The organism is Neotamlana nanhaiensis, from assembly GCF_000943555.1.
GTDB classification, from domain to species: Bacteria; Bacteroidota; Bacteroidia; order Flavobacteriales; family Flavobacteriaceae; genus Neotamlana; species Neotamlana nanhaiensis.
Map to the genome: position 1 here is coordinate 15276 of NZ_JTDV01000012.1, position 26667 is coordinate 41942.

Annotated in this window: 18 protein-coding genes; 13 read left to right on the plus strand and 5 right to left on the minus strand. The window is 35.3% G+C overall.

The features are described 5' to 3' along the window. The first annotated feature begins 205 nt into the window (after positions 1-205). Together PK35_RS12795 and hppD are read left to right on the plus strand one after the other, a co-directional pair. The gene (locus tag PK35_RS12795) at positions 206-1360 is read left to right on the plus strand and encodes a homogentisate 1,2-dioxygenase (protein WP_044626960.1); all 1155 of its coding nucleotides are present in this window, start codon (positions 206-208) and stop codon (positions 1358-1360) included. A gap of 284 nt (positions 1361-1644) precedes the next feature. Continuing rightward, the gene (gene hppD, locus PK35_RS12800) at positions 1645-2805 is read left to right on the plus strand and encodes a 4-hydroxyphenylpyruvate dioxygenase (RefSeq protein WP_044626961.1); all 1161 of its coding nucleotides are present in this window, start codon (positions 1645-1647) and stop codon (positions 2803-2805) included. Positions 2806-2900: 95 nt separating this feature from the next. On the opposite strand, the gene PK35_RS12805 is transcribed toward hppD, so the two are convergent. Continuing rightward, positions 2901-3422 carry an outer membrane beta-barrel protein gene (locus PK35_RS12805; RefSeq protein ID WP_117624676.1) on the minus strand — a complete coding sequence of 174 codons (522 nt, stop codon included), beginning with the start codon at positions 3420-3422 and terminating at the stop codon, positions 2901-2903. Positions 3423-3634: 212 nt separating this feature from the next. Here PK35_RS12805 and PK35_RS12810 point away from each other — a divergent pair, with 212 nt between their 5' ends. The 7 genes from PK35_RS12810 to PK35_RS12840 all read left to right on the plus strand — a co-directional run bounded on the left by PK35_RS12810 (position 3635) and on the right by PK35_RS12840 (position 13505). Further along, entirely contained in the window at positions 3635-4411 is a 777-nt protein-coding gene (locus PK35_RS12810; protein ID WP_044626963.1) for a DUF3108 domain-containing protein, read from the plus strand. A 9-nt stretch (positions 4412-4420) separates the two neighbouring features. Next, entirely contained in the window at positions 4421-5338 is a 918-nt protein-coding gene (locus PK35_RS12815) for a tryptophan 2,3-dioxygenase family protein (RefSeq protein WP_044626964.1), read from the plus strand. After that, positions 5296-6612: a M23 family metallopeptidase gene (locus PK35_RS12820; protein WP_044626965.1), complete on the plus strand. Its 1317-nt coding sequence runs from the start codon at positions 5296-5298 to the stop codon at positions 6610-6612. The genes PK35_RS12815 and PK35_RS12820 overlap by 43 nt, the downstream gene beginning before the upstream one ends. Before the next feature lie 6 nt (positions 6613-6618). Further along, positions 6619-8238 carry a glucose-6-phosphate isomerase gene (gene pgi / locus PK35_RS12825; protein ID WP_044626966.1) on the plus strand — a complete coding sequence of 540 codons (1620 nt, stop codon included), beginning with the start codon at positions 6619-6621 and terminating at the stop codon, positions 8236-8238. A gap of 179 nt (positions 8239-8417) precedes the next feature. Beyond that, the gene (locus PK35_RS12830) at positions 8418-10949 is read left to right on the plus strand and encodes a TonB-dependent receptor (RefSeq protein WP_044626967.1); all 2532 of its coding nucleotides are present in this window, start codon (positions 8418-8420) and stop codon (positions 10947-10949) included. A gap of 12 nt (positions 10950-10961) precedes the next feature. Further along, positions 10962-12077: a hypothetical protein gene (locus PK35_RS12835; protein ID WP_044626968.1), complete on the plus strand. Its 1116-nt coding sequence runs from the start codon at positions 10962-10964 to the stop codon at positions 12075-12077. Between the two features lie 72 nt (positions 12078-12149). After that, positions 12150-13505: an endonuclease gene (locus PK35_RS12840; protein ID WP_044626969.1), complete on the plus strand. Its 1356-nt coding sequence runs from the start codon at positions 12150-12152 to the stop codon at positions 13503-13505. A 61-nt stretch (positions 13506-13566) separates the two neighbouring features. Here the strand turns inward: PK35_RS12840 and gldD are convergent, their stop codons facing one another. The 4 genes from gldD to mutY form a co-directional block, all read right to left on the minus strand. Beyond that, positions 13567-14145, minus strand: coding sequence for a gliding motility lipoprotein GldD (gldD, locus tag PK35_RS12845; RefSeq protein ID WP_044626970.1), 579 nt, complete (start codon positions 14143-14145; stop codon positions 13567-13569). Beyond that, positions 14145-15449, minus strand: coding sequence for a gliding motility-associated protein GldE (locus PK35_RS12850; RefSeq protein ID WP_044626971.1), 1305 nt, complete (start codon positions 15447-15449; stop codon positions 14145-14147). The genes gldD and PK35_RS12850 overlap by 1 nt, the downstream gene beginning before the upstream one ends. Positions 15450-15470: 21 nt before the next feature. Beyond that, positions 15471-15911 carry a single-stranded DNA-binding protein gene (locus PK35_RS12855; RefSeq protein WP_044626972.1) on the minus strand — a complete coding sequence of 147 codons (441 nt, stop codon included), beginning with the start codon at positions 15909-15911 and terminating at the stop codon, positions 15471-15473. Between the two features lie 79 nt (positions 15912-15990). After that, a complete protein-coding gene (gene mutY / locus PK35_RS12860; protein WP_044626973.1) occupies positions 15991-17040 on the minus strand; it encodes an A/G-specific adenine glycosylase in 1050 nt (349 codons plus the stop codon). A gap of 141 nt (positions 17041-17181) precedes the next feature. Between mutY and PK35_RS12865 the strand changes: the two genes are divergently transcribed. The 4 genes from PK35_RS12865 to PK35_RS12880 form a co-directional block, all read left to right on the plus strand. Continuing rightward, complete coding sequence (locus PK35_RS12865; RefSeq protein WP_044626974.1) at positions 17182-17472, plus strand: HU family DNA-binding protein; 291 nt, start codon at positions 17182-17184, stop codon at positions 17470-17472. A gap of 377 nt (positions 17473-17849) precedes the next feature. Beyond that, the gene (locus tag PK35_RS12870; protein WP_044626975.1) at positions 17850-19394 is read left to right on the plus strand and encodes an Rne/Rng family ribonuclease; all 1545 of its coding nucleotides are present in this window, start codon (positions 17850-17852) and stop codon (positions 19392-19394) included. 114 nt (positions 19395-19508) lie between these two features. Further along, the gene (locus tag PK35_RS12875; RefSeq protein WP_044626976.1) at positions 19509-19712 is read left to right on the plus strand and encodes a hypothetical protein; all 204 of its coding nucleotides are present in this window, start codon (positions 19509-19511) and stop codon (positions 19710-19712) included. 390 nt (positions 19713-20102) lie between these two features. Further along, positions 20103-26667: BspA family leucine-rich repeat surface protein (locus PK35_RS12880; RefSeq protein ID WP_044626977.1), on the plus strand; the 6565-nt coding region annotated here is incomplete at its 3' end.

The following is a 26667-nucleotide window of genomic DNA, read 5'->3' on the forward strand; positions in this document are numbered from 1 at the left end:
ATTTGTCAAATAAAATCACGATATTTGTTACAGTATGATACTGCAATTCAAAAATTTACTCGCGTTTCTTCATTTTCTTATCAAGAGAAACCCTGAGTGATTTGTACACTTTTCCGTATCTTTATAACACCAACTATTAAATAAGTATTCCATTACCATTTTCAGGATTACTTTCAATACCTAATTATTAAATTTATTAGAAGCTATGCCTTTTTACCACCAATTAGGAAGCATTCCACGTAAACGCCACACACAATTCCGAAAAAAAGACGGAAGTCTGTATTACGAGCAGTTGTTTGGTACGATTGGTTTCGACGGAATGTCCACCAATTCCTATCACGAGCATAGACCCACGATGGTCAAAGAAATAGTAAAACAATATAGTGTTGCGCCCAAAATTGCTAAAGAAAATAACATACAATCCTATCGATTTAGAGGATTTCAAGTAGCACCCGAAAACGATTATTTAGATAGTCGAAAAGTAGTGCTTACCAATACTGATTGTAATATTATTTTAGCAGCACCAAAAGAATCAACCAAAGACTATTTCTATAAAAACACCGACGCAGACGAAGTAATTTTTATTCACAAAGGAACAGGAAAATTACGCACTATGTACGGTAACCTAGATTTTTCGTACGGAGATTATTTAGTTATTCCACGCGGAATGATTTACAAACTCGATTTCGACGACCAAAACAACCGTTTATTTATTGTCGAATCCTATCGACCAGTCTATACACCAAAACGCTACCGAAACTGGTTCGGACAATTATTAGAACATTCACCATTTTGTGAGCGAGATATCCGCAGACCCGAAGAATTAGAAACCCACAACGAGTTGGGTGATTTTATCATAAAAGTAAAAAAGCAAGACGAAATTATAGAAATGGTGTACGCATCACATCCTTTTGATGTGGTCGGTTACGACGGATACAATTATCCGTATGCTTTTTCCATTCACGATTTTGAACCGATAACAGGACGTGTTCATCAACCGCCGCCAGTGCATCAAACCTTTGAAACCGATGCCTTTGTAATTTGCAGTTTTGTACCGCGTTTGTACGATTACCATCCGCAAGCCATTCCTGCGCCTTACAACCACAGCAATATCGATTCGGACGAGGTTTTGTACTATGTTGATGGCGATTTTATGAGCCGAAACGACATCGAAGCGGGGCATATTTCCTTGCATCCCGCGGGTATTCCTCACGGACCGCATCCGGGAGCTACCGAGCGCAGTATTGGGCAAACCGTAACCGAAGAATTGGCGGTGATGGTAGATACTTTTAAACCGCTAAAAGTAACTGAGGAAGCCATTAAAATTGCCGATAACGATTACTTTAAATCGTGGCTATAAGCCTCCCCTAACCCCTCCCAAGGAGGGGAACGAATAACAAAGCGCAAAAACGTTCATTAAAATAATTTTTAGAAGCTATTTCCTGCTTTCCGCTATATCTTTTTTCTTGTCATTCCTGCATAGGCAGGAATCCCTTCAAAAAAAGGATGCCGCTACAATCAGGGCTAAACTTATTTGCCAAGGACATAGCTTCATTCAAAATAAAAGATAATTAATAAAGTATAAAACTCTCCGCCCAGTTATGAGTTCCTTTCCTTTGGGAAGGTTAGGATGGGCTTTTAATTATGAGTAGAGAAATAAAATCAGTAAACTACGGTTTAGAAAAAATATTTGAAGGAGCGCAAGACTTCTTACCATTATTAGGAACAGATTATGTAGAATTTTATGTGGGTAATGCCAAACAAGCTGCCCATTTCTACAAAACCGCATTCGGATTTCAATCCTATGCCTACCGCGGATTAGAAACTGGCGCAACCGATTCGGTAAGTTATGTGTTAAAGCAAGATAAAATCCGATTGGTATTAACCACACCATTAAATAGCAAATCGCCCATAAACGACCATATTGTAAAACACGGAGACGGCGTAAAAGTAGTTGCGCTTTGGGTAGAAGATGCTAGAAAAGCCTATGAAGAAACTACCTCTCGTGGCGCAAAAAGTTATATGGAACCCAATGTTGAAAAAGACGAACACGGAGAAATAGTACGTTCTGGAATTTATACCTATGGAGAAACGGTACATATTTTTGTTGAGCGTAAAAACTATAACGGAGTATTTATGCCTGGTTTCGAAGCGTGGAATTCCGATTACAATCCACCTGTAGCAGGATTAAAATATATAGACCACATGGTAGGAAATGTAGGTTGGGGGCAAATGAATGTTTGGGTAAAATGGTACGAAGATGTAATGGGGTTTGAAAACTTTTTATCTTTTGACGATTCGCAAATTCACACCGAATATTCAGCCTTAATGAGTAAGGTAATGTCCAACGGAAATGGACGAATTAAATTCCCAATTAACGAACCTGCCGAAGGTAAAAAACGTTCTCAAATAGAAGAATATTTAGATTTTTACGAAGGTGCAGGTGTGCAACACATTGCCGTTGCGACAGATGATATTATTAAAACCGTAACCCAATTACGAAATAACGGCGTAGAATTTTTATCAACTCCACCCGAAGAATATTACAAAGCAGTTCCAGGGAGATTAGAAGAATTCAGTCACGAATTAAGGGAAGACATCGAAAAGCTAAAAGGTTTAGGTATAATGATTGATGCCGACGAAGAAGGCTATTTATTACAAATCTTTACCAAACCAGTAGAAGACAGACCTACCTTGTTTTTTGAAATCATTCAACGAATGGGTGCACGCGGATTTGGCGCAGGAAACTTTAAAGCCTTGTTTGAATCTATTGAAAGAGAACAAGCGAAAAGAGGAACACTATAAAAGGTTTATTTGAGTAAATCTGCAAGGTGATATAAACCTTGCAGATTTAGGTTAACTATTTCAAAAAAATAAATAAAACAATCAAAAGAAATATCTTAAAGAAATTTATAGGCGGCACCAACCAGCAGATAATTTACTTTCGAGCTAATATCGGCGCTTCCAGTATAAAAATTGTTTAGCTGTATGCCGTATTTAGCCTGCGCACTAATGTTTTCTGTAATATTATATTTCGCTCCAAAAACGCCAAAAACGCCAAGTTTGGAGTAGTTGGTAGCGACCTCTTCCAGTAAATAATTTATTGCTGGCCCCGCTAAAAGGCTAAAATTTTCAGCAACTTCAAAAGCGCCTAAAGTTCCAAAATAAAGCGTTTTATAATCGCCGCTAATAGCTATTAAAAGTTCGGGTTGTATGGCAATAGTTTCGGTTAAATCTATTTCAGATTGGGCACCTACAAAAAAACCACTGTTTTTAAAATCGAGATCGTAGTCTTCACCATCAACTTTAAAAATTGAATTTAAATGTACATAACCTGCCGTTGCAGAAATACTAAAATCTTGTGCAAATGCTTGTAAAGAAAGCATTAAAAAAAGCATAAGGGAACATGTTTTTGTTGTCATAATGTTTGGATTTTTAATTAATTACAACAACACATCGAATAATTAATTAAATGTGAGCATATTTTGTTAAATCATATAAATTAAACGTTAAGACTTTAGTTAATAAAAAAGTAGTCTGAATAAATTTTATATTTTTGGAATGGTAATTGTAATTTCAACTTACACAATAAATTATTTTAAAAGAAGTTACAAAGAAAACAGCCCGCTAAATCATGAAAAAATTACTGCTATTAATACTTACAATTGTTTTGCTACCCAAAGTAAATGCTCAAGAACCTGCTTTCGATACTGGCGAATGGTTTAAATTTAGAATGAGTTATAGCGGTTGGGCTAAGGCAGGAAATGCTACCTTAAAAGTAAACGAATCGAGTGTTAATAATAAAGAGGTGTATCATGTAGTAGGTAAAGGCTGGACAACAGGTTTAATAAAATGGTTTTTTAAGGTTGAAGATAGGTATGAAAGCTATTTCGATAAAAATAGCTTAGTGCCCTATAAGTTTGTTAGAAAAATTGATGAAGGCGGTCACACCAAAGATATTGTGATAAACTTCGACCAAGAAAAAAACAAAGCGCACGTTAACAACATAAAACATAAAACGAAAAAGGTTTTTAATACCGAACCTAACATTCAAGATATGGTATCCACTTTTTATTATCTAAGAAATAAACTAGATACCGATGGGATGAAACCTGGGGATGAGGTGCGTATTGATATGTTTTTTGACGAAGAAAATTATGGTTTTAAACTAAAGTATTTAGGTGAAGAAACCATCGATACAGAGTTTGGTGATGTTGAGTCTTTAAAGTTTCGTCCTTATGTAATGGCGGGGCGCGTTTTTAAAGAAGAAGAAAGTTTAACACTGTGGGTGTCTAAAGATAAAAATAAGTTACCTTTGCGTATCAAAGCCGATTTAGCCGTAGGTTCTTTGCGAGCCGATTTAGAAGCTTTTAAAGGTTTAAAACATCCGTTTAAAATAGTTGTTAATTAATTACAGGTCTTGAGCTCTAAAATAAACGATCAACTTAAAGAAAAATACGATAGCATAAACCAAGATGTAGAGGCGCATCTAGAAGGGTTATTGCACAGTAAACCCATAAATTATTGGGATTATATTCAAACCGATGCCTTGCTAAGTCTTCAGGTGCAACGTACTGTTTTTCCAGACGAGAACGTTTTTATAATGTATCATCAAATTTCCGAACTACTGTTCAAAATGATACTAAGTGAAATAGAACAAGTTGCGAAAACCGAAGACATTTCAGTCGATATTTTTACCGATAAAATCATGCGTGTAAGTCGTTATTTCGATGTGCTTACATCATCTTTTAGTATTATGAAAGACGGCATGGATATCGAGCAGTACAACAAATTTAGAACCACTTTAACACCAGCAAGTGGTTTTCAGAGTGCACAATATCGTAAAATTGAATTTGCTTCAACCGAGTTAATTAATTTAATAGATAACCGTTTTAGAAAAACCATTAACCGAAACTCGTCTTACGAACATGCTTTTGAACATTTGTATTGGCAAGCGGCTGGCAAAGATTTTAAAACGGGTAAAAAAACATACACTTTAACAGCTTTTGAAGCGCGTTATAAAGAGGAATTTATTAGATTTACTAAGTTTTACCAGTTTAATAATTTGTGGACAAAATTTAAGGGGCTTCCTGAAGGCGCGCAGTCTAACGAAGCTCTTGTAAAAGCCATGAGACATTACGATTATACTGTAAATATAAAGTGGGTAATGGCGCATTATACAACAGCAAATCATTATTTAAACATTGGTGGAAAAACTGCCGAAGCTACTGGTGGTAGCGAGTGGGTAAAATATATGCATCCTAAATATCAAAAACGAATATTTTTTCCAGATTTATGGACAGAAAACGAAATAGCAACGTGGGGAACAGATTTGTAATAGCATTAATTGCAGCAGTCTGTTTTGTAGGTTGTAAAAATGAAGTTGAAAAACCTGAAACCGAAAATACCGAATTGGCCGTTGTTGAAAAGCCAGTAGAACCAGAAGAATTTGGTTTTAAACTAAACGATTACATAGTAAAACGCGATACCGTTCGAAAAGGAGATACTTTTGGGATAATATTGGATAGAAACCATGTAGAATACCCAAAAATATTTCAAATCGCCGAAAAAGCTAAAGATACTTTCGATATTAGAAAGCTTCAACTAGGTAAACCTTACACTTTACTTTGTGCTAAAGATTCTTTAGAAACACCACAGGTATTCATTTATCAGCCTAATAAAGAAGATTACGTGGTTATAAATTTTAAAGATTCTATTCATGCTTTTAAAAGCAGTAAACCAATAACTTATGTTGAAAAAATTATAACAGGAGTTATTAATAGCAGTATTTCTGAAACATTAGATGAACAAGGCGTAAGTGCGGTTTTAACCAATATGTTAGCCGATAATATTTATGCTTGGACCATCGATTTTCGCAGGTTACAAAAAGGCGATCGTTTTAAAGTTATTTATACCGATAAGTACATTGATGATAGTATTTACACTGGTGTTCACGATGTAAAAGCAGCCTATTTCGAGCATAACCATGAACCTTTTTATGCGTTTCAATTCGAAACGGATTCAGTTAAAGGCATCATCGATTATTTTAATGAAGAAGCTAAAAACTTGCGTCGTGCTTTTTTAAAGTCGCCAATCGAATTCGGAAGAATTTCTTCAAGATATAATTTAAATCGTCGCATTGCTTACTACGGTTATAAAGTACGCCCGCACAAGGGTACCGATTTTGCTGCTGCCGTTGGTACTCCAATTCGTGCCACAGCAAATGGTACTGTAACCGAATCTACACGTCGTGGTGGTAATGGTAAATTTGTTAAAATTCGACATAATGCTACTTTCGAGACCCAATATTTACACATGAGTAAGCGCCTAGTAAAAGTAGGGCAATTTGTAAAACAAGGCGATGTTATTGGTTTAGTTGGTATGACGGGTAATACAGGCGGACCACATGTTTGTTACCGTTTTTGGGTAAACGGAAGGCAGGTCGATCCGTTTAAACAAAAATTACCAGAAGCGAAACCTATATCCGATTCTTTAAAAACAAAATATTTAGATTTTATCAAGCCTATAAAATATAAACTTGATAATACATTTTTTGAGCCCGAAATTGATGAACAGCCCGAACAAACTGTAATAACGCAAGCAAACTCATAACAAACAATGGCATTACCAACAGTAAATCCAACCACAACAAACGCTTGGAAAAAACTTCAAGCGCATTTCGAAGATGTAAAAAACACGCACATGAAAGAATTATTTGCTCAAGATGTAGATCGAGCAAATAAAAATTCGATTAAATGGGATGATTTTTACGTAGATTTTTCAAAAAACAGAATTACAGACCAAACCCTAAAGCTTTTACTAGAATTAGCCGAAGATGTTAAGTTGAAGGATGCTATTGCTAGTCAGTTTTCTGGCGAAAAAATAAATCAAACCGAAGGAAGAGCCGTTTTACATACGGCATTGCGTGCACCAAAAGACGCTCAGTTTTTTGTTGATGGGGAAAATGTAATGCCAGAAGTTTATGAAGTTCAAGATAAAATTGAAAGCTTTACAAATAAAGTTGTAAACGGAGAACTAAAAGGTTTTACAGGAAAAGCATTTACACATGTTGTAAATATAGGTATTGGCGGATCCGATTTAGGACCAGCTATGGTAGTTGATGCGCTTCAGTATTACAAAAATCAATTAACAACTTATTTTGTTAGTAATGTAGATGGCGATCATGTAAACGAGGTTATTAAAAAGTTAGATCCAGAAACAACGTTGTTTGTTGTGGTGTCTAAAACCTTTACTACGCAAGAAACCCTATCAAACGCAAATACATTAAAATCGTGGTTTTTGCAATCGGGAACAGAGGCAGATATTGCGAAACACTTCGTAGCTGTATCAACAAATCTTGAGAAGGTAAAAGAATTTGGTATCGATGCCAATAATATTTTCCCAATGTGGGATTGGGTTGGTGGTCGTTTCTCATTATGGAGTGCTGTAGGTTTATCAATAAGTTTAGCTGTTGGATATAAAAATTATAGCAGTTTATTGGTAGGCGCTCATAAAATGGACGAACATTTCAAAACAGCAAGTTTCGATAGTAATATTCCAGTTGTATTAGCTTTAATTAGTGTTTGGTACAATAACTTTTTTGGAGCAGAAACTGAGGCAATCATACCATATTCGCAATACCTAAATCAGTTTGCAACGTATTTGCAGCAGGGTATTATGGAAAGTAATGGTAAAAGCGTCGATAGAAATGGAAACCCAATAGATTACCAAACAGGAACTATAATTTGGGGCGAACCAGGAACAAATTCGCAGCACGCATTCTTCCAATTAATACATCAAGGCACAAAATTAATTCCAGCCGATTTTATTGGTTTTGCTGAATCGCTACATGGTAATACAGATCATCACGATAAATTAACATCGAACTTTTTAGCGCAAACCGAAGCGTTGTTAAATGGTAAAACTGAAGCTGAAGTTGTAGGTGAAGGAACAGAAGAATCTATAATTCCATTTAAAATATTTCAAGGAAATAAACCAACAAACACCATTTTTGTAAAAAAGCTTACGCCAGAAAGTTTAGGAAAGCTTATTGCGATGTACGAACATAAAATATTTGTACAAGGCATCATATGGAATATATTTAGTTATGACCAATTTGGTGTAGAACTCGGAAAGCAACTAGCAAATAAAATTTTACAGGAATTTAACACATCCGAAGTGAAGCCACACGATTCTTCAACTCAAAATTTGTTAAAGTATTATAAGAGTTTTAAGTAAAACTTTGAATTTTTTACACTAAAAAATTGACAGAGCTCATTATTTTTCATTGAAATAATGAGTTTTTTTTTGGTTTAAAAGTCATTTTCTTAACGGTTTGTTAATATTGGATGGTATATTATGCGTATTTTTGCACCGACTAATTTCAAAAAATAAATAATTAATTCTTTTTTAAAATTATGAGAAAAATTACTCAAAATTTAATAATGGCCGTAGCTTTATTGTTTTCTGCGGTTGTTATGGCACAAAGTACTGTAACAGGTACGGTATTGGAAGCAGGAACAAATATTCCTTTACCAGGTGCAAACGTTATTGAAAAAGGTACAACAAATGGTGTGGTAACAGACTTTGATGGTAACTTTACAATAACTACAAAAGGGTCTTCTGGAGAGCTAGTTATCTCTTATGTTGGCTATACTACAAAAACCGTTGCTTATTCTGGCGCTGGTTTAGGGAAAATTTACTTAGAATCTAGTCAGGTAGGTCTAGAAGAAGTGCAAATTATTGCTTCAGTTGCAGTAGATAGAAAAACGCCTGTAGCGGTTTCTACAATTAAAGCTGAAGACATTTCATTAAAGTTAAGTACACAGGAATTTCCTGAAATTTTAAAGTCTACTCCAGGTGTTTATGCTACTAGACAAGGTGGTGGTTACGGTGATGGTAGAATAAACTTAAGAGGTTTTAGTTCTGCTAACGTCGCGGTAATGATTAACGGTGTGCCAGTTAACGATATGGAAAACGGTGCAGTTTACTGGTCTAACTGGGCTGGTTTAGGAGATGTGACTTCATCTATGCAAGTACAAAGAGGTTTAGGAGCTTCAAAAGTGGCTGTGCCTTCAGTTGGTGGTACAATCAACATCATAACTAAAAGTACTGATGCCGAACAAGGAGGAAGTGTTTACTCTTCAATAGCTAACAATGGCTACTTAAAATATGGTATGACTTATTCTACTGGACTGTCAGAAAAAGGTTTTGCAGCAACAGTTAGTGCTTCAAAAATATCTGGTGATGGTTATGTAGATGGAACTGAATTTTCTGGATATAACTATTTTTTAAGCTTATCTCAACAGTTAAGCGAAACTAACCGTTTAACATTTACGGCTTTTGGTGCGCAACAAACTCATGGACAACGTTACAACCGTTCTACAATTGCAGAATTACAAGCAACTGATGCTGGACCTAGAAGAGCTAACAAAGACTGGGGTATAAAAAATGGTGAAGTATATCATCAGTCATATAACTTCTACCACAAGCCACAAATGTCTTTAAACCATTTATGGGATATTAATGACAACTCGGTGTTATCTACAGCAGTATATGCGTCTTTTGGATCTGGTGGAGGTCGTAGAGATGAAGGATCTAAAATTGGATCATCAGAATATAGAATTGGATCAGCAGGATTACAACCAATTGATTTTGATCGAATCATAGAAGAAAATAAGGCAAACGGTGTTGCTGGATCATCAGACATCATTTCTTCTTCAAGAAACTCTCATGAGTGGTATGGTGTTTTATCAACATATAAAAATACAATTAATGATCAATTAGTATTATCTGGTGGTTTAGATGCGCGTTATTATATTGGTTCTCACTGGTATCAAGTAGATGACTTGTTAGGTGGTGACTTCTATTTAGACAACGAAGAAAGAACATTTGCTTTTGGACAGCCTCTTCAAGTTGGTGATAAGTATAATAAAGATTATGATGGCGTAGTAAAAAGAGCGGGAGTTTTTGTTCAAGCAGAATACCAAGTTAATGAGAAGTTCAACTTATTTATGGCTGCCGATGTTTCGAATACAGGTTACCAACAAAAGGAATATATGAATAGAACAATCACTGGTTCAAGAGAGTCAGATGTTGTAAACTTTCTTGCAGGAGGTATTAAAGGTGGTGGTAACTATAACATCGATGGTACAAACAATGTGTTTATTAATGTTGGATATTTCTCTAAAGCGCCTTTCTTAGATGCAGTTTTCTTGAGTGAGGATGATATTTATGCAAACGAAGAAGCTGTAAACGAAAAAGTGTTTAGTGCTGAGTTAGGTTACGGATACAGAAGTGATAAATTAAGTGCTAATGTTAATTTATACTACACAAATTGGTTAGATAAAGCAGAAGCAGGTTCAGTTGGAACAGGTGATGAGCTGTTTTTCTATAACTTGCTAGGAATTGATGCTACACACATGGGTATTGAGTTCGATTTCAAATATAGAGCTACAAGTCAGTTAACAGTAACAGGAATGGCTTCTATTGGAGATTGGAAATGGGCTAGTAACACAACAAGTCCTATAAGAAACCAGGCAGGAGAGCAAATTGATGTGGTTGAGGTTTATGCAGATGGTATTAAGGTAGGTGATGCTGCTCAAACTACCTTTGCTTTAGGTTTAGACTATAAATTAGCACCAAAATCTAACATTTATGCAGATTATAACTTTGCAGGTGATAACTACGCTTCTTATGATGTTACAAACAGAGCTAGTCAAGATTTACCAGATGTATGGAAAATACCGGATTTTGGTTTATTCGACTTGGGTTTACGTCATTCTTTCCAGTTGGGATCTTTTGATGCAACTTTAAACGGTAAAATAAACAATGTATTCAATACAGAGTATATTTCTGATGCTAACGACATTGATGGAACAGCTGCAACTGCATTAGTATATTACGGTGCAGGAAGAACTTACAGTGTAGGTTTAAAAGTTAAATTTTAAAAAAAAACGATTATGAAAAAAGTAATTTATTCTTGTGCTCTTTTTTTAAGTGCAATACTAGTAGGATGTAATCCTATGGAAGACATACATGATGAAGTTAATGCAGGTAGCGAGGTAGTTGTATCTGGAGATGTAGTGTTAACTTTGTCTGATGATGATTATGATGATTTAGATTTAGGCTACGGTAATTTTAGTTCAGAAGATGATGCTAAAGCACTTTTACCAGATTTTTTAAGTAATAAATACCCACAGTTGGGTCAAGGTTCATCAGCTTTAGTAACCTATAAATTGTATAACAGAGTTGATACTTATGAAGCTGATGTTTACGAATTAGGACAAGATGAATACGAACCAATTACAGGAGATAGTTATGGTAATTTCTCTTCATCTTCTCATGTTTACGCTTATTTAGATGCGAAGTATCCTGATGCTGAAGATGGTGATTTTGTGTCATTACGTTATGATTATTACTCTGGATCTGTAAGTACTTTAACAGATGGTTTTGCTTACGAAGATGGTTCTTGGATTAAGTTCACTGGATTTACAGAAGAGCAGTATGCAGACATGGGCGAAGGTTATCCTAATTTTACTAGCGAAGATGAAGCTAATACTAAAATACCTGTGGCTTTGTTAGATGTTTACAAATACGAGCCTAAAAGTGCTGGTGATATTGTACTTTCTATGTACGAACTATACGTAGGTGGTGGTGTGACAAGAAGTTATACAGCTGCTTATGTTTTTAATGGTACCGAATTTTTACCATACGAAAACGAATTAGAAGTAACCTTACAATTTGGTCATGATGGTACTACTTGGGTTCCAGATAATACAATTAAGTATATTTTAGAAGCTGGCGATTATCCTTTAATTGTCGCAGCCTTAAGCGATAAATACCCAGCTGCAACTGGAAGTATGGATAACTACGGTAACTTTGAGAGAAGACCAGGTAATGCCGCTGAATGGACTCCAGAAATGATTGCAGAAGCAGTAGGTGTAATTCTAGATAGAATTGACCCAAATGCAGAGGAAGGTCAAAAGTACGTTGTAACTTATGATATTTATAACGGTTCTGCAGGTACAGAAGATGTTGCTGTTATTAAAACAGGCGGTGTTTGGGTTTTACAATAAGAACTTAAATATTAAAAATAAAAACCACCTAATTTTAGGTGGTTTTTTTGCCTTTATAAAAACCCTAAAACAATGAAAAAAATACTTTATATCCTTTGTCTAGCATTTCTAATTGTAAATTGTAGTTCGGGAAGCGACGATGTAATTTCTGAACCAGATGATACCGATCCAAATCAAGTTCCTGTGGCGGTAAACGATGTGGCAACAACAATTGAAGATAAAACTGTTGATATAGCTATATTATTAGATAATGATACTGTTGTAGATAATGCAAGAATTTCTTCGTTTGATACAACATCTACACAAGGCGGTACCATTGAAGATAATAGAGACGGATCGTATGGTTACACGCCACCTCTGGGATTTGTAGGAGAAGATACGTTTACATATACGCTTTGTGATAGAGATGACACCCCAGATTGTTCTACTGCAACCGTAACAATTACCGTAACAGATGAGGGTAATCCTGAAGCGACAAACGATGCTGTGTTTGCTTTATACAACAGTACTAAGAATATTAGTATTCTATTAGATAACGATAATGCTATTGACGATGCTACAATTACAGCTGTTAGTGATGCATCATCTGCAGGAACAGTAGTTTTAAATACCGACGGAACGGTAACCTACACCGCTCAAAACGGATTTTTAGGAGAAGATACGTTCACCTATACAATTTGTGATGATGATACTCCTGAAGCTTCATGTGCTACCGCAACAGTTACGGTAACAGTAATTGAAGCCATTAATTTTAATATTCCTGAAGCCATACAAGATTATTATGAAGGTGTTATTTTTTCTGAAGATTCCAATTTAACATTCGATGAGGTTGTTAGTTTAACCATAAACAAACACACTACGTTGTTATCGTATGGACAACGTCATAACTTTTTATATGATGCGGATGAAGATATGAGTAATACAGATAATGTTATTTTAATGTATAGTGGAGAAAGTCGCTATTGGGAAGAATACGATTCGCCAAATAATTCGTATCGACCAACTTCATTTAATACCGAACATATTTATCCACAGTCATTGTTAACTGAAGATGAAGCTCCTAATGATATGCATCACATGAGAGTTTGCGATCAAAGCGTAAATAGCCAACGAAGTAACTATCCTTATCGAGATGGAAGCGGTGGTTATTTGTTAACTAACCAAGAATGGTTTCCAGGAGATGAGTGGAAAGGTGATGTTGCAAGAATGGTAATGTATGTAAATGTGCGTTATGGTGAGCTGTTTTCAAAAGTTGGAAGTTTAGAGTTATTTTTAAAATGGAATATTGAAGATCCTGTTTCAGATTTTGAAAGACAACGTAATAATGTTATTTACGGTGCTCAAGGCAATCGTAATCCATTTATTGATAACCCATATTTAGCAACCTTAATTTGGGGTGGCGACGATGCTGAAAATACATGGGAGTAAACTTTTAAAAATATAATTAAGTCAACATAAAATCCGGAGTTTTAAAACGCTCCGGATTTTTTTATTTCCATTGTAATGTTTCCATAATGCGCCTTATGTCGTTTTGTAAATATTGAGCGGCAGGGTAAATTGAATCGTAATTTGGTTTAGCATGAAAATAAATAGAACCAGTAAGAAAATGGTTAACGCTATCGGTTACATAAAACTGCGCAGGAGAGGCTACATTGCCTTTAACTTCCGATAACATTCCATAAACCTTTCTGTTGTCGTTTTCGTAAGGATAAGCTGGAATTTCGTCGGCTTTTTGGGTGTGTTCTAAAGTAAATTTTTGTGCATCCTTTAAAAAGTCGTTTAAATTTTTTGGGTTGTTTTCGATGGCCTTGTAGGTTAGAAAAATAGTGCCTTTTAATGTTTGGTATTCTAAATTAACGCCGTAACTTTTAGTGGTCGATGGTATTGATTTTAGCGTTGTTTTATTAGCTAAAAGGTTTTTATCGAAGGTAAAAGGTAGTTTTAAATTGTCAGGAGCATATTTAGGCTCTGGATATTCTAAACGCAATTCTGCCTTTGGTTTTGGTTTGTAGTCTTCGTTGCAAGAAAAACAAATTATGAAAATAAAAAGGGCGGCAAATCGATTCATTACAATATGGTGAACTTTACTAGTTTTATACGTTTTTTGTCCATGGCTTCAATAGTAAAAACGTAATTTTCAAAATTTATTTTACTGTTTAGTTTTGGGAAGCTTCCCGATATTTCCAATACAAAACCAGCAATAGTTTCAGCTTCACCTTTATTTTCTTCAAAAAGTGAGTCGTCTTCAAGTTTTATTATTTTATAAAAATCTTTTAAAGCCGTTTTACCTTCAAAAACATAATTGTTTTCATCGAGTTTAGAGTAGGTTAAATCTTCATCGTCAAACTCATCACTTATATCACCTACAATTTCTTCAATAATATCTTCTAACGAAATAAGGCCCGATGTACCACCATATTCATCAACTACAACCGCTAAATGCACTTTTTTCTCTTGAAATTCGGACATTAAATCGTCTAACTTTTTGTTTTCTGGCACAAAAAAGGGATCGCGTAAAAGTGTGGTCCAATCAAATTGCTTTCTATCAATATAAGGTAGTAAATCTTTAACGTAAAGGATGCCTTCAATAGTATCAATATTATCTTTGTAAACAGGAATTCTGGAGTAACCGTTTTCTATAATTTCAGGCATAATATCGGCATACTTTTGCTCGATGTTCAAGGCGAAAATATCAATACGAGGTCGCATTACTTGCTTGGTGTCTGTATTACCAAACGATACAATGCCTTGTAAAATTTTTTGTTCTTCTTTAGTGGTGTCTTCTTCGCTTGTAAGTTCTAAGGCTTGCGAGAGTTGGTCTACACTTAAGTTAGATTTTTGTTTACCCAATTTGTTGTGAATAGCCAATGTAACACTGCGCATAGGTAAACTTATTGGCGATAAAAGCACATCTAAAACCCGAAGCGGATATGCCATAAATGTGGCAAATTTTAAGTTGTTACGACTGGCGTAAATTTTAGGTAAAATTTCTCCAAACAGTAAAATTAAAAAGGTGACTACAACCACTTCTAAAACAAATTTTAATTGCGGATTAGTTACACTGCCAAACATGAAATCGCCTAAAAAAGCAAAAAGAATTACTACGGCAATATTTATAAAGTTGTTAGCTACTAAAATGGTAGCTAGTAGTTTTTTGGGACGGTCTAGAAGTTTTAAAATAATTTCTATTGGTTTGGAGGCGTTGTTAGTTTGTTCTTCCAAATCGGTTTTACTTAAAGAAAACAAGGCTACTTCGGCACCAGAAATTAATGCAGAACAAAGTAAAAGCAAAAATAATAATGCAAAACCAAGTGCAATTGAAACATCAATTGTTAAAAACGTGAGTTGTAAACTGGCAGGGTCGGGATCCAATTAGGGTTAATTTAGTTAAACTTAAAAAGGAAGGTCGTCATCATCAGCTTCAACCTGTTCAGTAGGTTTTGTTTGCGCTGGTTTGGCTTGTTGTTGCGCCATATTTGATGCGTTTTCACTTTCATTTTTTGCTGTAAGGAAGGTAAAGTCGGTGCATTGTATTTCGGTAGAGTACCTGTCGTTACCATTTTCGTCTTGCCATTTTCTGGTTTTTAAACGTCCTTCAATATATACTTTATCGCCTTTGTTTAAGTATTTTTCACAAATTTCGGCGCCTTTATTTCTAACTACAATATTATGCCATTCGGTATTTGTAACACGCTCATTAGTTTGCTTATTGGTGTAGGTTTCGTTGGTTGCTAACGGAAATCTTCCAACGCAACCGCCGCCTTCAAAATAGTGCATTTTTACTTCATCTCCTAAATGCCCAATTAGCATAACTTTATTTAAGGTTCCAGACATAATATTTTTAGTTAAAGACAACAAATGTAGTTATTTGCGCGTCATTTTTAAAATTAATAAAAAAATATGATTGTTGGTGTTAAACAAAATCAAAATTAAACGATTCAATAAAATTGCCAATTAAAATGGGAACTGGGTAAGTGTGAATGTTACTTATATTTATGGTATTGGTATTTAGGGTTTTTACAGTAATAATCCAGAAATTGGTATATAAATGTTGGTGCGAAAGTTTATGTATAATGGGTTTACTATTGTATAAAGTAAGGCTAAATTTTTGGTTAGATAATAAGGAGTTGTTTTTAAGTGTGTTTCTTAACGATTTTTCGCTAATGCTTTTTTCGGTTTCAATTAATGGAAACTGATACAAATTTTGCCAAATACCTTTGCCTTCTCTTTTTTCTAAAATTGTTTTTCCATCATCACTTATAAAAACTAAAAAGTTAAAATGTTTTTTTTGGGCTTTCGCCGCTTTAATTTTAACTGGTAATTGGTCAATGTTTTGTTTACTTAAAGCAAGACAGTTTTCGTTTAAGGGGCAATTTGTACAGTCGGGGTTTTTGGGTGTACATTGTTTAGCACCAAACTCCATTATGGCTTGGTTAAATGTAGCTGGTTGCTTTTTATCGATTAATTCTTGCGCTAATGCTTTAAATTCTTTTGCACCTTGGCTAGAATTTATGGGTGTGTCTATATTAAAATATCGCGATAGCACACGATAAACATTGCCATCTACAACAGCCGTAACTTCGTTAAAACAAATTGATGCAATGGCGCTAGCAGTATAATCGCCAACACCTTTTAGTTTTATAATTTGGTTATATGTATTTGGGAATTCGCCTTGTAATTCGTTTACAATATGTTTTGCGGTGGCGTGTAAATTTCGTGCTCGGGAGTAATAACCTAACCCTTGCCAAAGTTTTAAAACGTCGCTTTCGGGAGCCTTTGCCAAGTTATAAATAGTTGGGTATTTGCTTACAAAAGCTTCATAATATGGTAACCCTTGTTTTACTTGTGTTTGCTGTAAAATAATTTCGGAAAGCCATATTTTATAGGGATTTTGAGTTTCGCGCCAAGGTAAACTTCGCTTATTTATTGAGTACCAATGTATTATTGTTTTTGTAAAATTCATGTGCTATTTTATAATCAGCAAACAAAAATAAACGTTTATGATATTAAATTTTAGTGAATTAGGTTTGAAATATTGAATATTTAATTCCTATATTTGCATCCCTTTAAAAATTAATAGTAACCCAAATAAAAAATTTTAAGTATGACTAAGGCTGATTTAGTAGCAAAAATTTCTGAAAAATTAGGAATTGAAAAAGGAGATGTACAAGCAACTGTTGAAACTTTTATGGATGAAGTAAAAACATCTTTAGAAAGTGGAGATAATGTGTATCTAAGAGGTTTTGGAAGTTTTATTATTAAAACTAGAGCTGAGAAAACAGGTAGAAACATTTCTAAAAATACTACTATTAAAATACCTGCTCACAACATTCCTGCATTTAAACCTGCAAAAGTTTTTGTTGAAGGTGTAAAAACAAATGTAGACGTAAAGTAAAACAACATGCTGTGTCCTGTAATTTGTGGGATACAGTTTTAAAATAATTATTAATTTATAAAAGACACTATTTATGCCAAGTGGTAAAAAACGTAAAAGACATAAGGTAGCGACGCACAAACGTAAAAAACGCAGACGCGCTAACCGTCATAAAAAGAAAAAATAAATCGAAAAAGTAGTTAGTGATTGACTACTTTTTTGGTTTTTAAAAGAAACTAAGTTCTTTGAAATGAGTTCAAGAGTTTTTAGCGCTTTTTAATTAAAGTGTGTTATTGAACTCCACGGATAATTCCCAATATTAATCGATGTTGGGACCTGTGAAAAATATTGTATAATCCATCTGTTACACTAAAGTGTAATGGATTAAAATTAACAACATGGATAAAGAATTGATTATTCGATCTAGTTCCGACGATGTTGATTTTGCCTTATTAAAAGATGGAAAACTTATTGAATTACAAAAGGACGAAGGCGAGAACAAGTTTTCGGTTGGTGATGTGTTTATAGCCAAAATAAGAAAAACTGTTCCGGGTTTAAATGCCGCATTTGTTAATGTTGGCTACGAGAAAGATGCATTTTTGCATTATCACGATTTAGGCCCCAAATTACCTTCCCTTTTAAAATTCATAAAACGTGTAAGCACAGGTAAACTAAAAGATTTCTCTTTAAAAAATTTCCCATTTGAAAAAGATATTGATAAAGGCGGCAAAATTGTAGACGTCCTAAAATCAAATCAATCGCTATTGGTACAAATTGTAAAAGAACCTATATCTACAAAAGGCCCTCGAATAAGCTCCGAGCTTTCTATTGCTGGTAGATATATTGTTTTAGTGCCTTTTTCTAATCGTATTTCTATTTCTCAAAAAATTGAAGATAAAGAAGAAAAAGACCGCTTAAAACGCTTGGTTAAAAGTATAACACCACAAGGTTTTGGGGTTATTGTACGTACCGTAGCACAAGGCAAAAAAGTAGCCGAACTAGATAAAGATTTACAAAACTTGCTTAGTCGCTGGACGGCAATGAGTAAAAAGCTACATAAAGCCCATCATCCAACAAAAGTATTAGGCGAAATGAACAAAGCCTCGTCTATTTTACGAGACATTTTTAACGACACCTTTACTGGAATAACAGTTGATGATGAAGAGCTTTATTATCAAATTAAAGACTATTTGCAAGAAATTGCACCTAAGAAAGAATCAATAGTTAAATTATATCAATCAAACATTCCTATTTTCGAGAAATTTGGTATTGAACGCCAAATTAAAACCTCGTTTGGTAAAACCGTTTCTATGGCAAAAGGCGCCTATTTGGTAATTGAACATACCGAAGCCTTACATGTTGTAGATGTAAACAGCGGAAACCGATCAAACAAAGCCAATAACCAAGAGGAAACAGCACTAGAAGTGAATTTAATAGCTGCTACCGAAATTGCCCGCCAACTACGTTTGCGTGATATGGGCGGTATTATTGTAGTAGATTTTATTGATATGACAAATGCTGAAAACAGGCAGAAATTGTTTAGTCATCTTCGTGATGAAATGAAAGATGATAGAGCTAAACATAAAATATTGCCACCAAGCAAATTTGGATTGATACAAATTACAAGGCAGCGTGTACGCCCAGAATTAGACATTAAAACCCGTGAGGAGAATCCTAACGGTGTTAATGGTGCCGAAATTGAAGCACCTATTGGCGTTGTACAAAAAATAACGCACGACCTTGAGAAACTATTTAAAAAAGACTATAAAAAGGTGACCTTAAACACACATCCTTTTATAGCAGCCTTTTTAACCAAAGGCTTTCCATCTGTACGTTCAAAATGGTTTTTTGAACACAAAAAATGGGTAAAAGTTTTACCAAGAGATGCTTACACATACCTAGAATATCATTTTTTCGATAAAAATGGTAAACAAATTAAATAACCTAAAACCCGCAACTTGTAAAAGTTAGCGGGTTTTTTTATACGAAATAAATAAATCTTTTTACATATAATATCAATACCTTTAGTAAACTTAATTTGCTAATCATTAAGGAGAATGATAACTTCAAACTTTAATAAAAATTTAAATATTCTTGAAACTAAGTTTAAAGATTATGTTACCGCAGAGGGTATAATAAGATATATAGAAGAATTTGAAACAAACACTGCCTACCCTCGAAAACTAAAAACTTTAATCATAGCAGAACACGCCGTTTTAAGATTTTCTACTAAAGCAAAAAACCAATCGTTAAAGCAATAGGAGATGGTAATTCTGCTATAGTAATTAATAACTCTGTAAATGCTGTTATGGCCACTATGTATAGCTTAATTGCCAACAATAAAAAGTATAAAAACAAGGTGTTCTCTATAGGACAAGCTGCCTTATTATGGCTAGAAAGATTCAGTTTTTGACTTTACAACTTGAACTTTCTAATTTTAAGCAAAGATTAATTTTAACATTTCAGCGGTATTTTTTGCTTTTAATCGACGCTAATATCAATTATTTATTTACATTTGTTTATATAAACCTGCTATATATGAACGATATAACCCGTACCTACGTTACAAAGTGTTTCTCAATAATTCCACGAAAAACACTTAAACATTAACATATAGCTCACTAAAATTCTCTTCAACTAACTATTTTATCATGCTAAAAAAGTTTATTTTTTGTGCAGTTCTATGCTTTAGTACACACTTATTTTCGCAAAATTTCAGATCGATTTGGAATACCAATAATATTGAAAGCGGATCGTCTACAAACAACCAAATAACCATACCAACTAACCCTAGTTATACCTATAATTATACCGTTGATTGGGGTGATGGTAATACCGATACAGGGATAACTGCCAATATTACCCACGACTACGCTGCACCAGGAATTTACACTGTAGAAATAAGTGGAAATTTTCCTGCAATCTATTTTAATGATGAGAATAGTAGCGATAAGCTTAAGATTATTGAAATTTTAGAGTGGGGATCTTCCATACAATGGCAAACCATGGAAAGCGCCTTTTTTGGCTGTGAAAACTTGAATTTCGATTTAATTGATGCTCCAAATCTTTCACAGGTAACAACACTTGAAGACATGTTTAGAGATTGTTTAAGCTTTAACGGTATTGTAAACAATTGGGATGTTAGCACGATTACTAATCTATCCGGGTTATTCGATAATTGCCGAATTTTTAACAGACCTCTAGACAATTGGGACACTAGCAGTGTAACCAATATGAGTAGAACTTTTAGAAGCAACTATCAGTTTAACGAACCCTTAGACAACTGGAATACAGCTGCCGTTACTACTATGGAAAACATGTTTGCTGGGGCTAGTCGTTTTAATCAAAATATTAATAATTGGGTGGTTAATAATGTAACTAACATGTTTGGTACATTTAGTAGCACTGGCAGTTACAACCAACCTTTAAATAATTGGAATGTGAGCAAGGTCACCACTACGGCGAGCATGTTCTATTCTTCCGATTTTAATCAAAATATCAATAATTGGGATGTGAGCCATGTAACTGACATGTCTAGAATGTTTGCGTCTTCAGAATTTAATCAATCATTAGATAATTGGGTGGTCTCTGAAGTTGAAAACATGAGTGCCATGTTTCAGCGTAACCGCACGTTTAACCAACCACTTAACTCTTGGGATGTAAGTAAAGTAACGAACATGTCGAGTATGTTTGATGGTTATTACTGGGATCAAGTTTACAACTACCCACTTGATGCTTGGGATGTAAGCAATGTGACCGATATGAGTTATATGTTTAGAGATAATTCGGCTTTCAATCAAGACCTCAGCAATTGGGACGTGAGTAGTGTTACCAACATGCGCGGTATGTTTCAAGAGTCTGCAGTTTTTAATCAAGATATTAATATTTGGAATGTTAGTAATGTAACTAACATGTCTAGTATGTTTCAGCAAGCACAAGTATTTAATTCGCCATTAAACAATTGGAATATTAGTAATGTTACCAATACGTCGAGTATGTTTTATAATGCGCCGGTTTTTAATCAGCCTTTAAATAACTGGAATACGTCTAGCATTACGAATTTTCAAAATATGTTCGCATTAGCGGTTGCGTTCAATCAAGACATTAGCGGTTGGAACACATCCGCCGTAACCAACATGTCAGGCACATTTAATTCGGCAACAGCCTTTAATCAAAATATTGGCACTTGGGATATGTCTGCGGTAAACAACCTCAACAATATGCTGTCTAACAGTGGAATTTCCCAAGAAAATTACGACAACATACTAATTGCTTGGTCTGCACAAACGGTAAATTCAGGATTGGGCTTAGGAGCTACTGGCTTACAATATTGCGATGCTCTAAGTCAGCGTCAAAGTTTAATAGATGATGATGGCTGGACTATTTCAGGCGATAATGTAAACTGTTCGTATGTGTTGTGTACCGATATTACCATGCCTCAAGCGGGTGACACGGCAACACCTGCAAATAGTGATATACGATGGAATCCAGCACCTAACGCTACGGGATATTACGTTTCTGTGAGACGAGAAAATGGAGCAACAACACAAGTTATTTACAATAATGAAGATGTTGGTAACGTAGTTGGCATAGATTTTACCAACGAATTTACCGCTGGCGATACCGTTTACGTTACGGTAACGCCGTACAACGATGAAGGACCTGCAACAGGCTGTCCAGAAATTAGTTTTATGGTAGTAGATAGTTGGGTAAATAGCCCTGATGCATTTAAACTGACTTACGATACCACACTGGTAAACGGAACTTGGACTTCACCTGCAGATCAGTTGAGACTATTAACGCAATCTGGCTTAACATATAATTATAATATTGATTGGGGCGATGGCCAATACGATAACAATGTTACTACTGATATCACACACACCTATTTAACACCTGGAATATATACCATAAGTATTATTGGTGATTTTCCTGCTCCAAGACATCGAGAGTTTCACGATAGTTTCAAACTACTGTCTATAGATCAATGGGGAACTCAAGTATGGCAAAGTATGCAAAGTGGTTTTGCCGGTTGTGAAAATATGATTTACAACGCCACAGATATTCCTAACCTTACCAATGTCGAGAATATGGCTAGTATGTTTATTGCTTGCGATTTATTTAATGGCAACATAAACAATTGGGATGTAAGCAACGTAACCAACATGTATGGTATGTTTGGTGCGGCAACAGCATATAATCAACCACTTGATAACTGGGATGTAAGCAACGTAACCAACATGAATTTTATGTTTGCTAGCACACAAGACTTTAATCAAAATCTAAACAGTTGGAATACAAGTAGCGTAACCGACATGGCAAGAATGTTTAGTAGCGCTCGTGCATTTAACCAACCACTTAATAACTGGAATACAAGTAATGTTGATGATATGTCTCAAATGTTTTCCAGAGCTTCAGTGTTTAATCAACCGCTAGGTAATTGGGATACGAGTAATGTTCTCGATATGGAAGACATGTTTTATTACGCTGAAGCTTTCAACCAAAATATTGATGCTTGGAATGTCGCTTCGGTAACGACAATGGAAAGCATGTTTCAAAATGCAATAGCTTTTAATCAACCTTTAAATTCATGGAATGTGGCTTCGGTTACAAACATGAGTTCTATGTTTTCGAATGCCAATGCATTTAATCAACCCTTAGGAAACTGGAACGTATTTTCGGTAGCAAATATGTATGCTATGTTTAGTGGTGCGCAAAGCTTTAATCAGAATATCGATACTTGGAATGTTACCAACGTTACCAACATGAGTTATATGTTTAACTATGCAAGCAATTTTAATGAAGCGCTCAACTCATGGGATGTAAATTCGGTTGTAAACATGTCGGCGATGTTTCGTGGTGCGCAAAGTTTTAATCAACCTCTTAACAATTGGGATGTGAGTGCAGTGGCAAATATGAGTAATATGTTTCAAGATGCCGTTGTTTTTAATCAACCCTTATCAAATTGGAATGTAAGCTCAGTAACATTAATGCCTTCTATGTTCGAAAGTGCTTCAGCTTTTAATCAAGATATTAATACCTGGGATGTTTCTGTAGTTACCAATTTCCAATCGATGTTTGAAAGTGCAAGTGTATTTAATTCACCATTAAATAATTGGGATACTGGTGAAGCTTTAACCATGGAAACTATGTTTTATGGTGCATCAGCTTATAACCAAAATATTGATAGTTGGAATACTGCGTATGTAATCATCATGAAAGAAATGTTTAGAAACGCTACTTCTTTTAACTACGATTTAAATTCATGGAATGTCGCTTCGGTAACAACTATGCAGGGTATGTTTCAAAATGCAACAGCCTTTAATGGTGTTATTGATAGCTGGAACGTTAGAAATGTGTTGTTAATGATGGATATGTTTAATGGTGCAAGCAGTTTTAATCAATCGGTAAATAGTTGGAGAACAAACAACGTTACCAACATGGATAGAATGTTTCAAAACGCCTCATCATTAAATCAACCTTTTAATAATTGGTTGATTGGAAACGTTTCTATGCGCGCTATGTTTCATGATGCTGTGGCGTTTAATCAATATTTAGGAGATTGGGATATTAGCGGTGTTAGTAACATGCAAAACATGCTTGATGACACGGCTATAAGTCGAGAAAATTACGATAACACCTTAATTGCATGGTCAGAGCAAACATTAACACCTGGCATCAATTTAGGCGCAAATAGTTTATTGTATTGTGATGCTTTGGAAGAACGCCAATCAATGATTGATAATTTTGGATGGACTATTTCTGGTGATGTCTTAGATTGTCCAATTCCAGACTGTACGCAACTTGTGGCGCCACTTAACGGAGCAACCAATGTGCCTGTAAACACGAACATAACTTGGGAACATGCCCTATATGCGCGCGAGTACGATTTAACCATTACCATTCAACCGTCAGGCACCGTAATTACAGAAACTGTTGTAGATGCAACCACATACGAATTTGCTATCGATTTTACAGGCGGCGAAACCGTTTACGTAACTATTGTGCCTAAAAACGATTCTGGATCTGCTGTTGGTCCATGTACACAAGAGAGTTTTGTAATTTCCACCAATGCAGCTGCTGCTCCAGATTGTACTACCATTACACTGCCTAATAACGGAGATACTGATGTTCCTGTAACTACCGATTTAAGTTGGGATATTATAAGTAACGCCGATGGTTATCGTTTAACGGTAGGAACAACCTCTGGAGGCAACGACATTTTAAATAATGTTGATGTTGGTAATAACACCTCCTACGATTTTGCTTCAGATTTACCAGAAGACACACTTATTTATGTAAATATTACACCTTATAATGCCGATGGCGATTCGTCTGGTTGTACAGAGGCTTCTTTTAGAACCGAATTTGTACCTATTCCGCCAACATGCACCACTTTAACCAATCCGTTAAATGGTGCTACAAACGTAGCCGTAGATACTAATTTATCATGGAATGCTGTTGCAGACGCTACAGGTTATTTAGTAAGTGTGGGTATCACTTCTGGTGGTGTAGAAGTTGTAAATAGTATAGATGTTGGTAACGTTACGATATTTAGTTTTTCTGAAGATTTACAAGAAAATAGAATATACTACGTAAACATTACGCCTTACAATGCTGTGGGCGATGCTTCTGGTTGTACAGAGGAATCTTTCACTACTTCTGCGGCACCAACAGGTCCTAGTTGTACTTCTTTAACCCAACCATTAAACGGAGCAACCAACGTTTCGGTTTCTATAGATATTAATTGGAGTGCTGTTGCAGACGCTACAGGATATCGTTTAACTATTGGTACAACGTCGGGTGGCAATAATATTGTCAATAATATTGATGTTGGTAACAACCTAACTTATAACTATTCGGCAGATTTTCCAGAGAATACTCAAATCTATGTAACGATTACACCGTATAATGCTATTGGTGACGCGACGGGTTGTTCCGAAGAAAGTTTTACTACAGAAACACTTCCAACACCACCAGGCTGTACGAGTTTAACAAATCCCGTTAACGGCGCTACTGATGTTTTAATTACTACAGATTTATCTTGGAATAATGTTACCGATGCTTCAGGCTATCGTTTAACCGTAGGAACGACTTCTGGAGGCAATGATATTTTAGACAATGTTGATATGGGCAATGTTTTAACTTACGATTTTGCTTCAGATTTACCTGAAAACACCGAGATTTTTGTGACCATCACACCGTACAATACAGATGGCGATGCTACGGATTGTTCCGAAGAAAGTTTCACAACAGAAACACTTCCAACACCACCAGGCTGTACGAGTTTAACAAATCCGCTTAACGGAGCTACTGATGTTGCAATTTCTACAGATTTATCTTGGAATACCGTTACCACCTCCACAGGCTATCGTTTAACCGTTGGAACGACTTCAGGAGGCAATGATATTTTAGACAATGTTGATGTGGGCAATGTTTTAACTTATGATTTCGCTTCAGATTTACCTGAAAACACGGAGATTTTTGTAACCATCACACCTTACAATACAGATGGCGATGCTACGGGATGTTCTGAAGAAAGTTTCACCACGGAAACACTTCCAACACCACCAGGCTGTGCGAGTTTAACAAATCCAGTTAATGGAGCTTCAGATGTTGCAATTACTACAGATTTATCTTGGAATACCGTCACCGATGCTTCAGGATATCGTTTAACCGTTGGAACAACTTCTGGAGGCAATGATATTTTAGACAATGTTGATGTTGGTGATGTTTCAACTTATGATTTCGCTTCAGATTTACCTGAAAACACCGAGATTTTTGTAACCATTACACCATATAATGCAGATGGTGACGCGACGGGTTGCTCGGAAGAAAGTTTCACCACAGAAACACTTCCAACACCACCAAACTGTACGAGTTTAATAAATCCAGTTAACGGAGCTACTGATGTTGCAATTACTACAGATTTATCTTGGAATACCGTTACCACCTCCACAGGATATCGTTTAACCGTTGGAACGACTTCTGGCGGAAATGATATTTTAGACAATGTTGATGTAGGTGATGTTTTAACTTATAATTTTCCTTCAGATTTACCTGAAAACACCGAAGTTTTTGTAACTATTACACCTTATAATGCAGATGGCGATGCTACGGGTTGTTCGGAAGAAAGTTTTACCACAGAAACTCTTCCAACACCACCAAACTGTACGAGTTTAATAAATCCGCTTAACGGCGCTACTGATGTTTTAA

Coding starts and splice junctions, on each gene's coding strand:
- PK35_RS12795 (WP_044626960.1), top strand. CDS start 206: ATGCCTTTTTACCACCAATTAGGAAGCATTCCACGTAAACGCCACACA.
- hppD (WP_044626961.1), top strand. CDS start 1,645: ATGAGTAGAGAAATAAAATCAGTAAACTACGGTTTAGAAAAAATATTT.
- PK35_RS12805 (WP_117624676.1), bottom strand. CDS start 3,422: ATGACAACAAAAACATGTTCCCTTATGCTTTTTTTAATGCTTTCTTTA.
- PK35_RS12810 (WP_044626963.1), top strand. CDS start 3,635: ATGAAAAAATTACTGCTATTAATACTTACAATTGTTTTGCTACCCAAA.
- PK35_RS12820 (WP_044626965.1), top strand. CDS start 5,296: ATGGACAGAAAACGAAATAGCAACGTGGGGAACAGATTTGTAATAGCA.
- pgi (WP_044626966.1), top strand. CDS start 6,619: ATGGCATTACCAACAGTAAATCCAACCACAACAAACGCTTGGAAAAAA.
- PK35_RS12830 (WP_044626967.1), top strand. CDS start 8,418: ATGAGAAAAATTACTCAAAATTTAATAATGGCCGTAGCTTTATTGTTT.
- PK35_RS12835 (WP_044626968.1), top strand. CDS start 10,962: ATGAAAAAAGTAATTTATTCTTGTGCTCTTTTTTTAAGTGCAATACTA.
- PK35_RS12840 (WP_044626969.1), top strand. CDS start 12,150: ATGAAAAAAATACTTTATATCCTTTGTCTAGCATTTCTAATTGTAAAT.
- gldD (WP_044626970.1), bottom strand. CDS start 14,145: ATGAATCGATTTGCCGCCCTTTTTATTTTCATAATTTGTTTTTCTTGC.
- PK35_RS12855 (WP_044626972.1), bottom strand. CDS start 15,911: ATGTCTGGAACCTTAAATAAAGTTATGCTAATTGGGCATTTAGGAGAT.
- mutY (WP_044626973.1), bottom strand. CDS start 17,040: ATGAATTTTACAAAAACAATAATACATTGGTACTCAATAAATAAGCGA.
- PK35_RS12865 (WP_044626974.1), top strand. CDS start 17,182: ATGACTAAGGCTGATTTAGTAGCAAAAATTTCTGAAAAATTAGGAATT.
- PK35_RS12870 (WP_044626975.1), top strand. CDS start 17,850: ATGGATAAAGAATTGATTATTCGATCTAGTTCCGACGATGTTGATTTT.
- PK35_RS12875 (WP_044626976.1), top strand. CDS start 19,509: ATGATAACTTCAAACTTTAATAAAAATTTAAATATTCTTGAAACTAAG.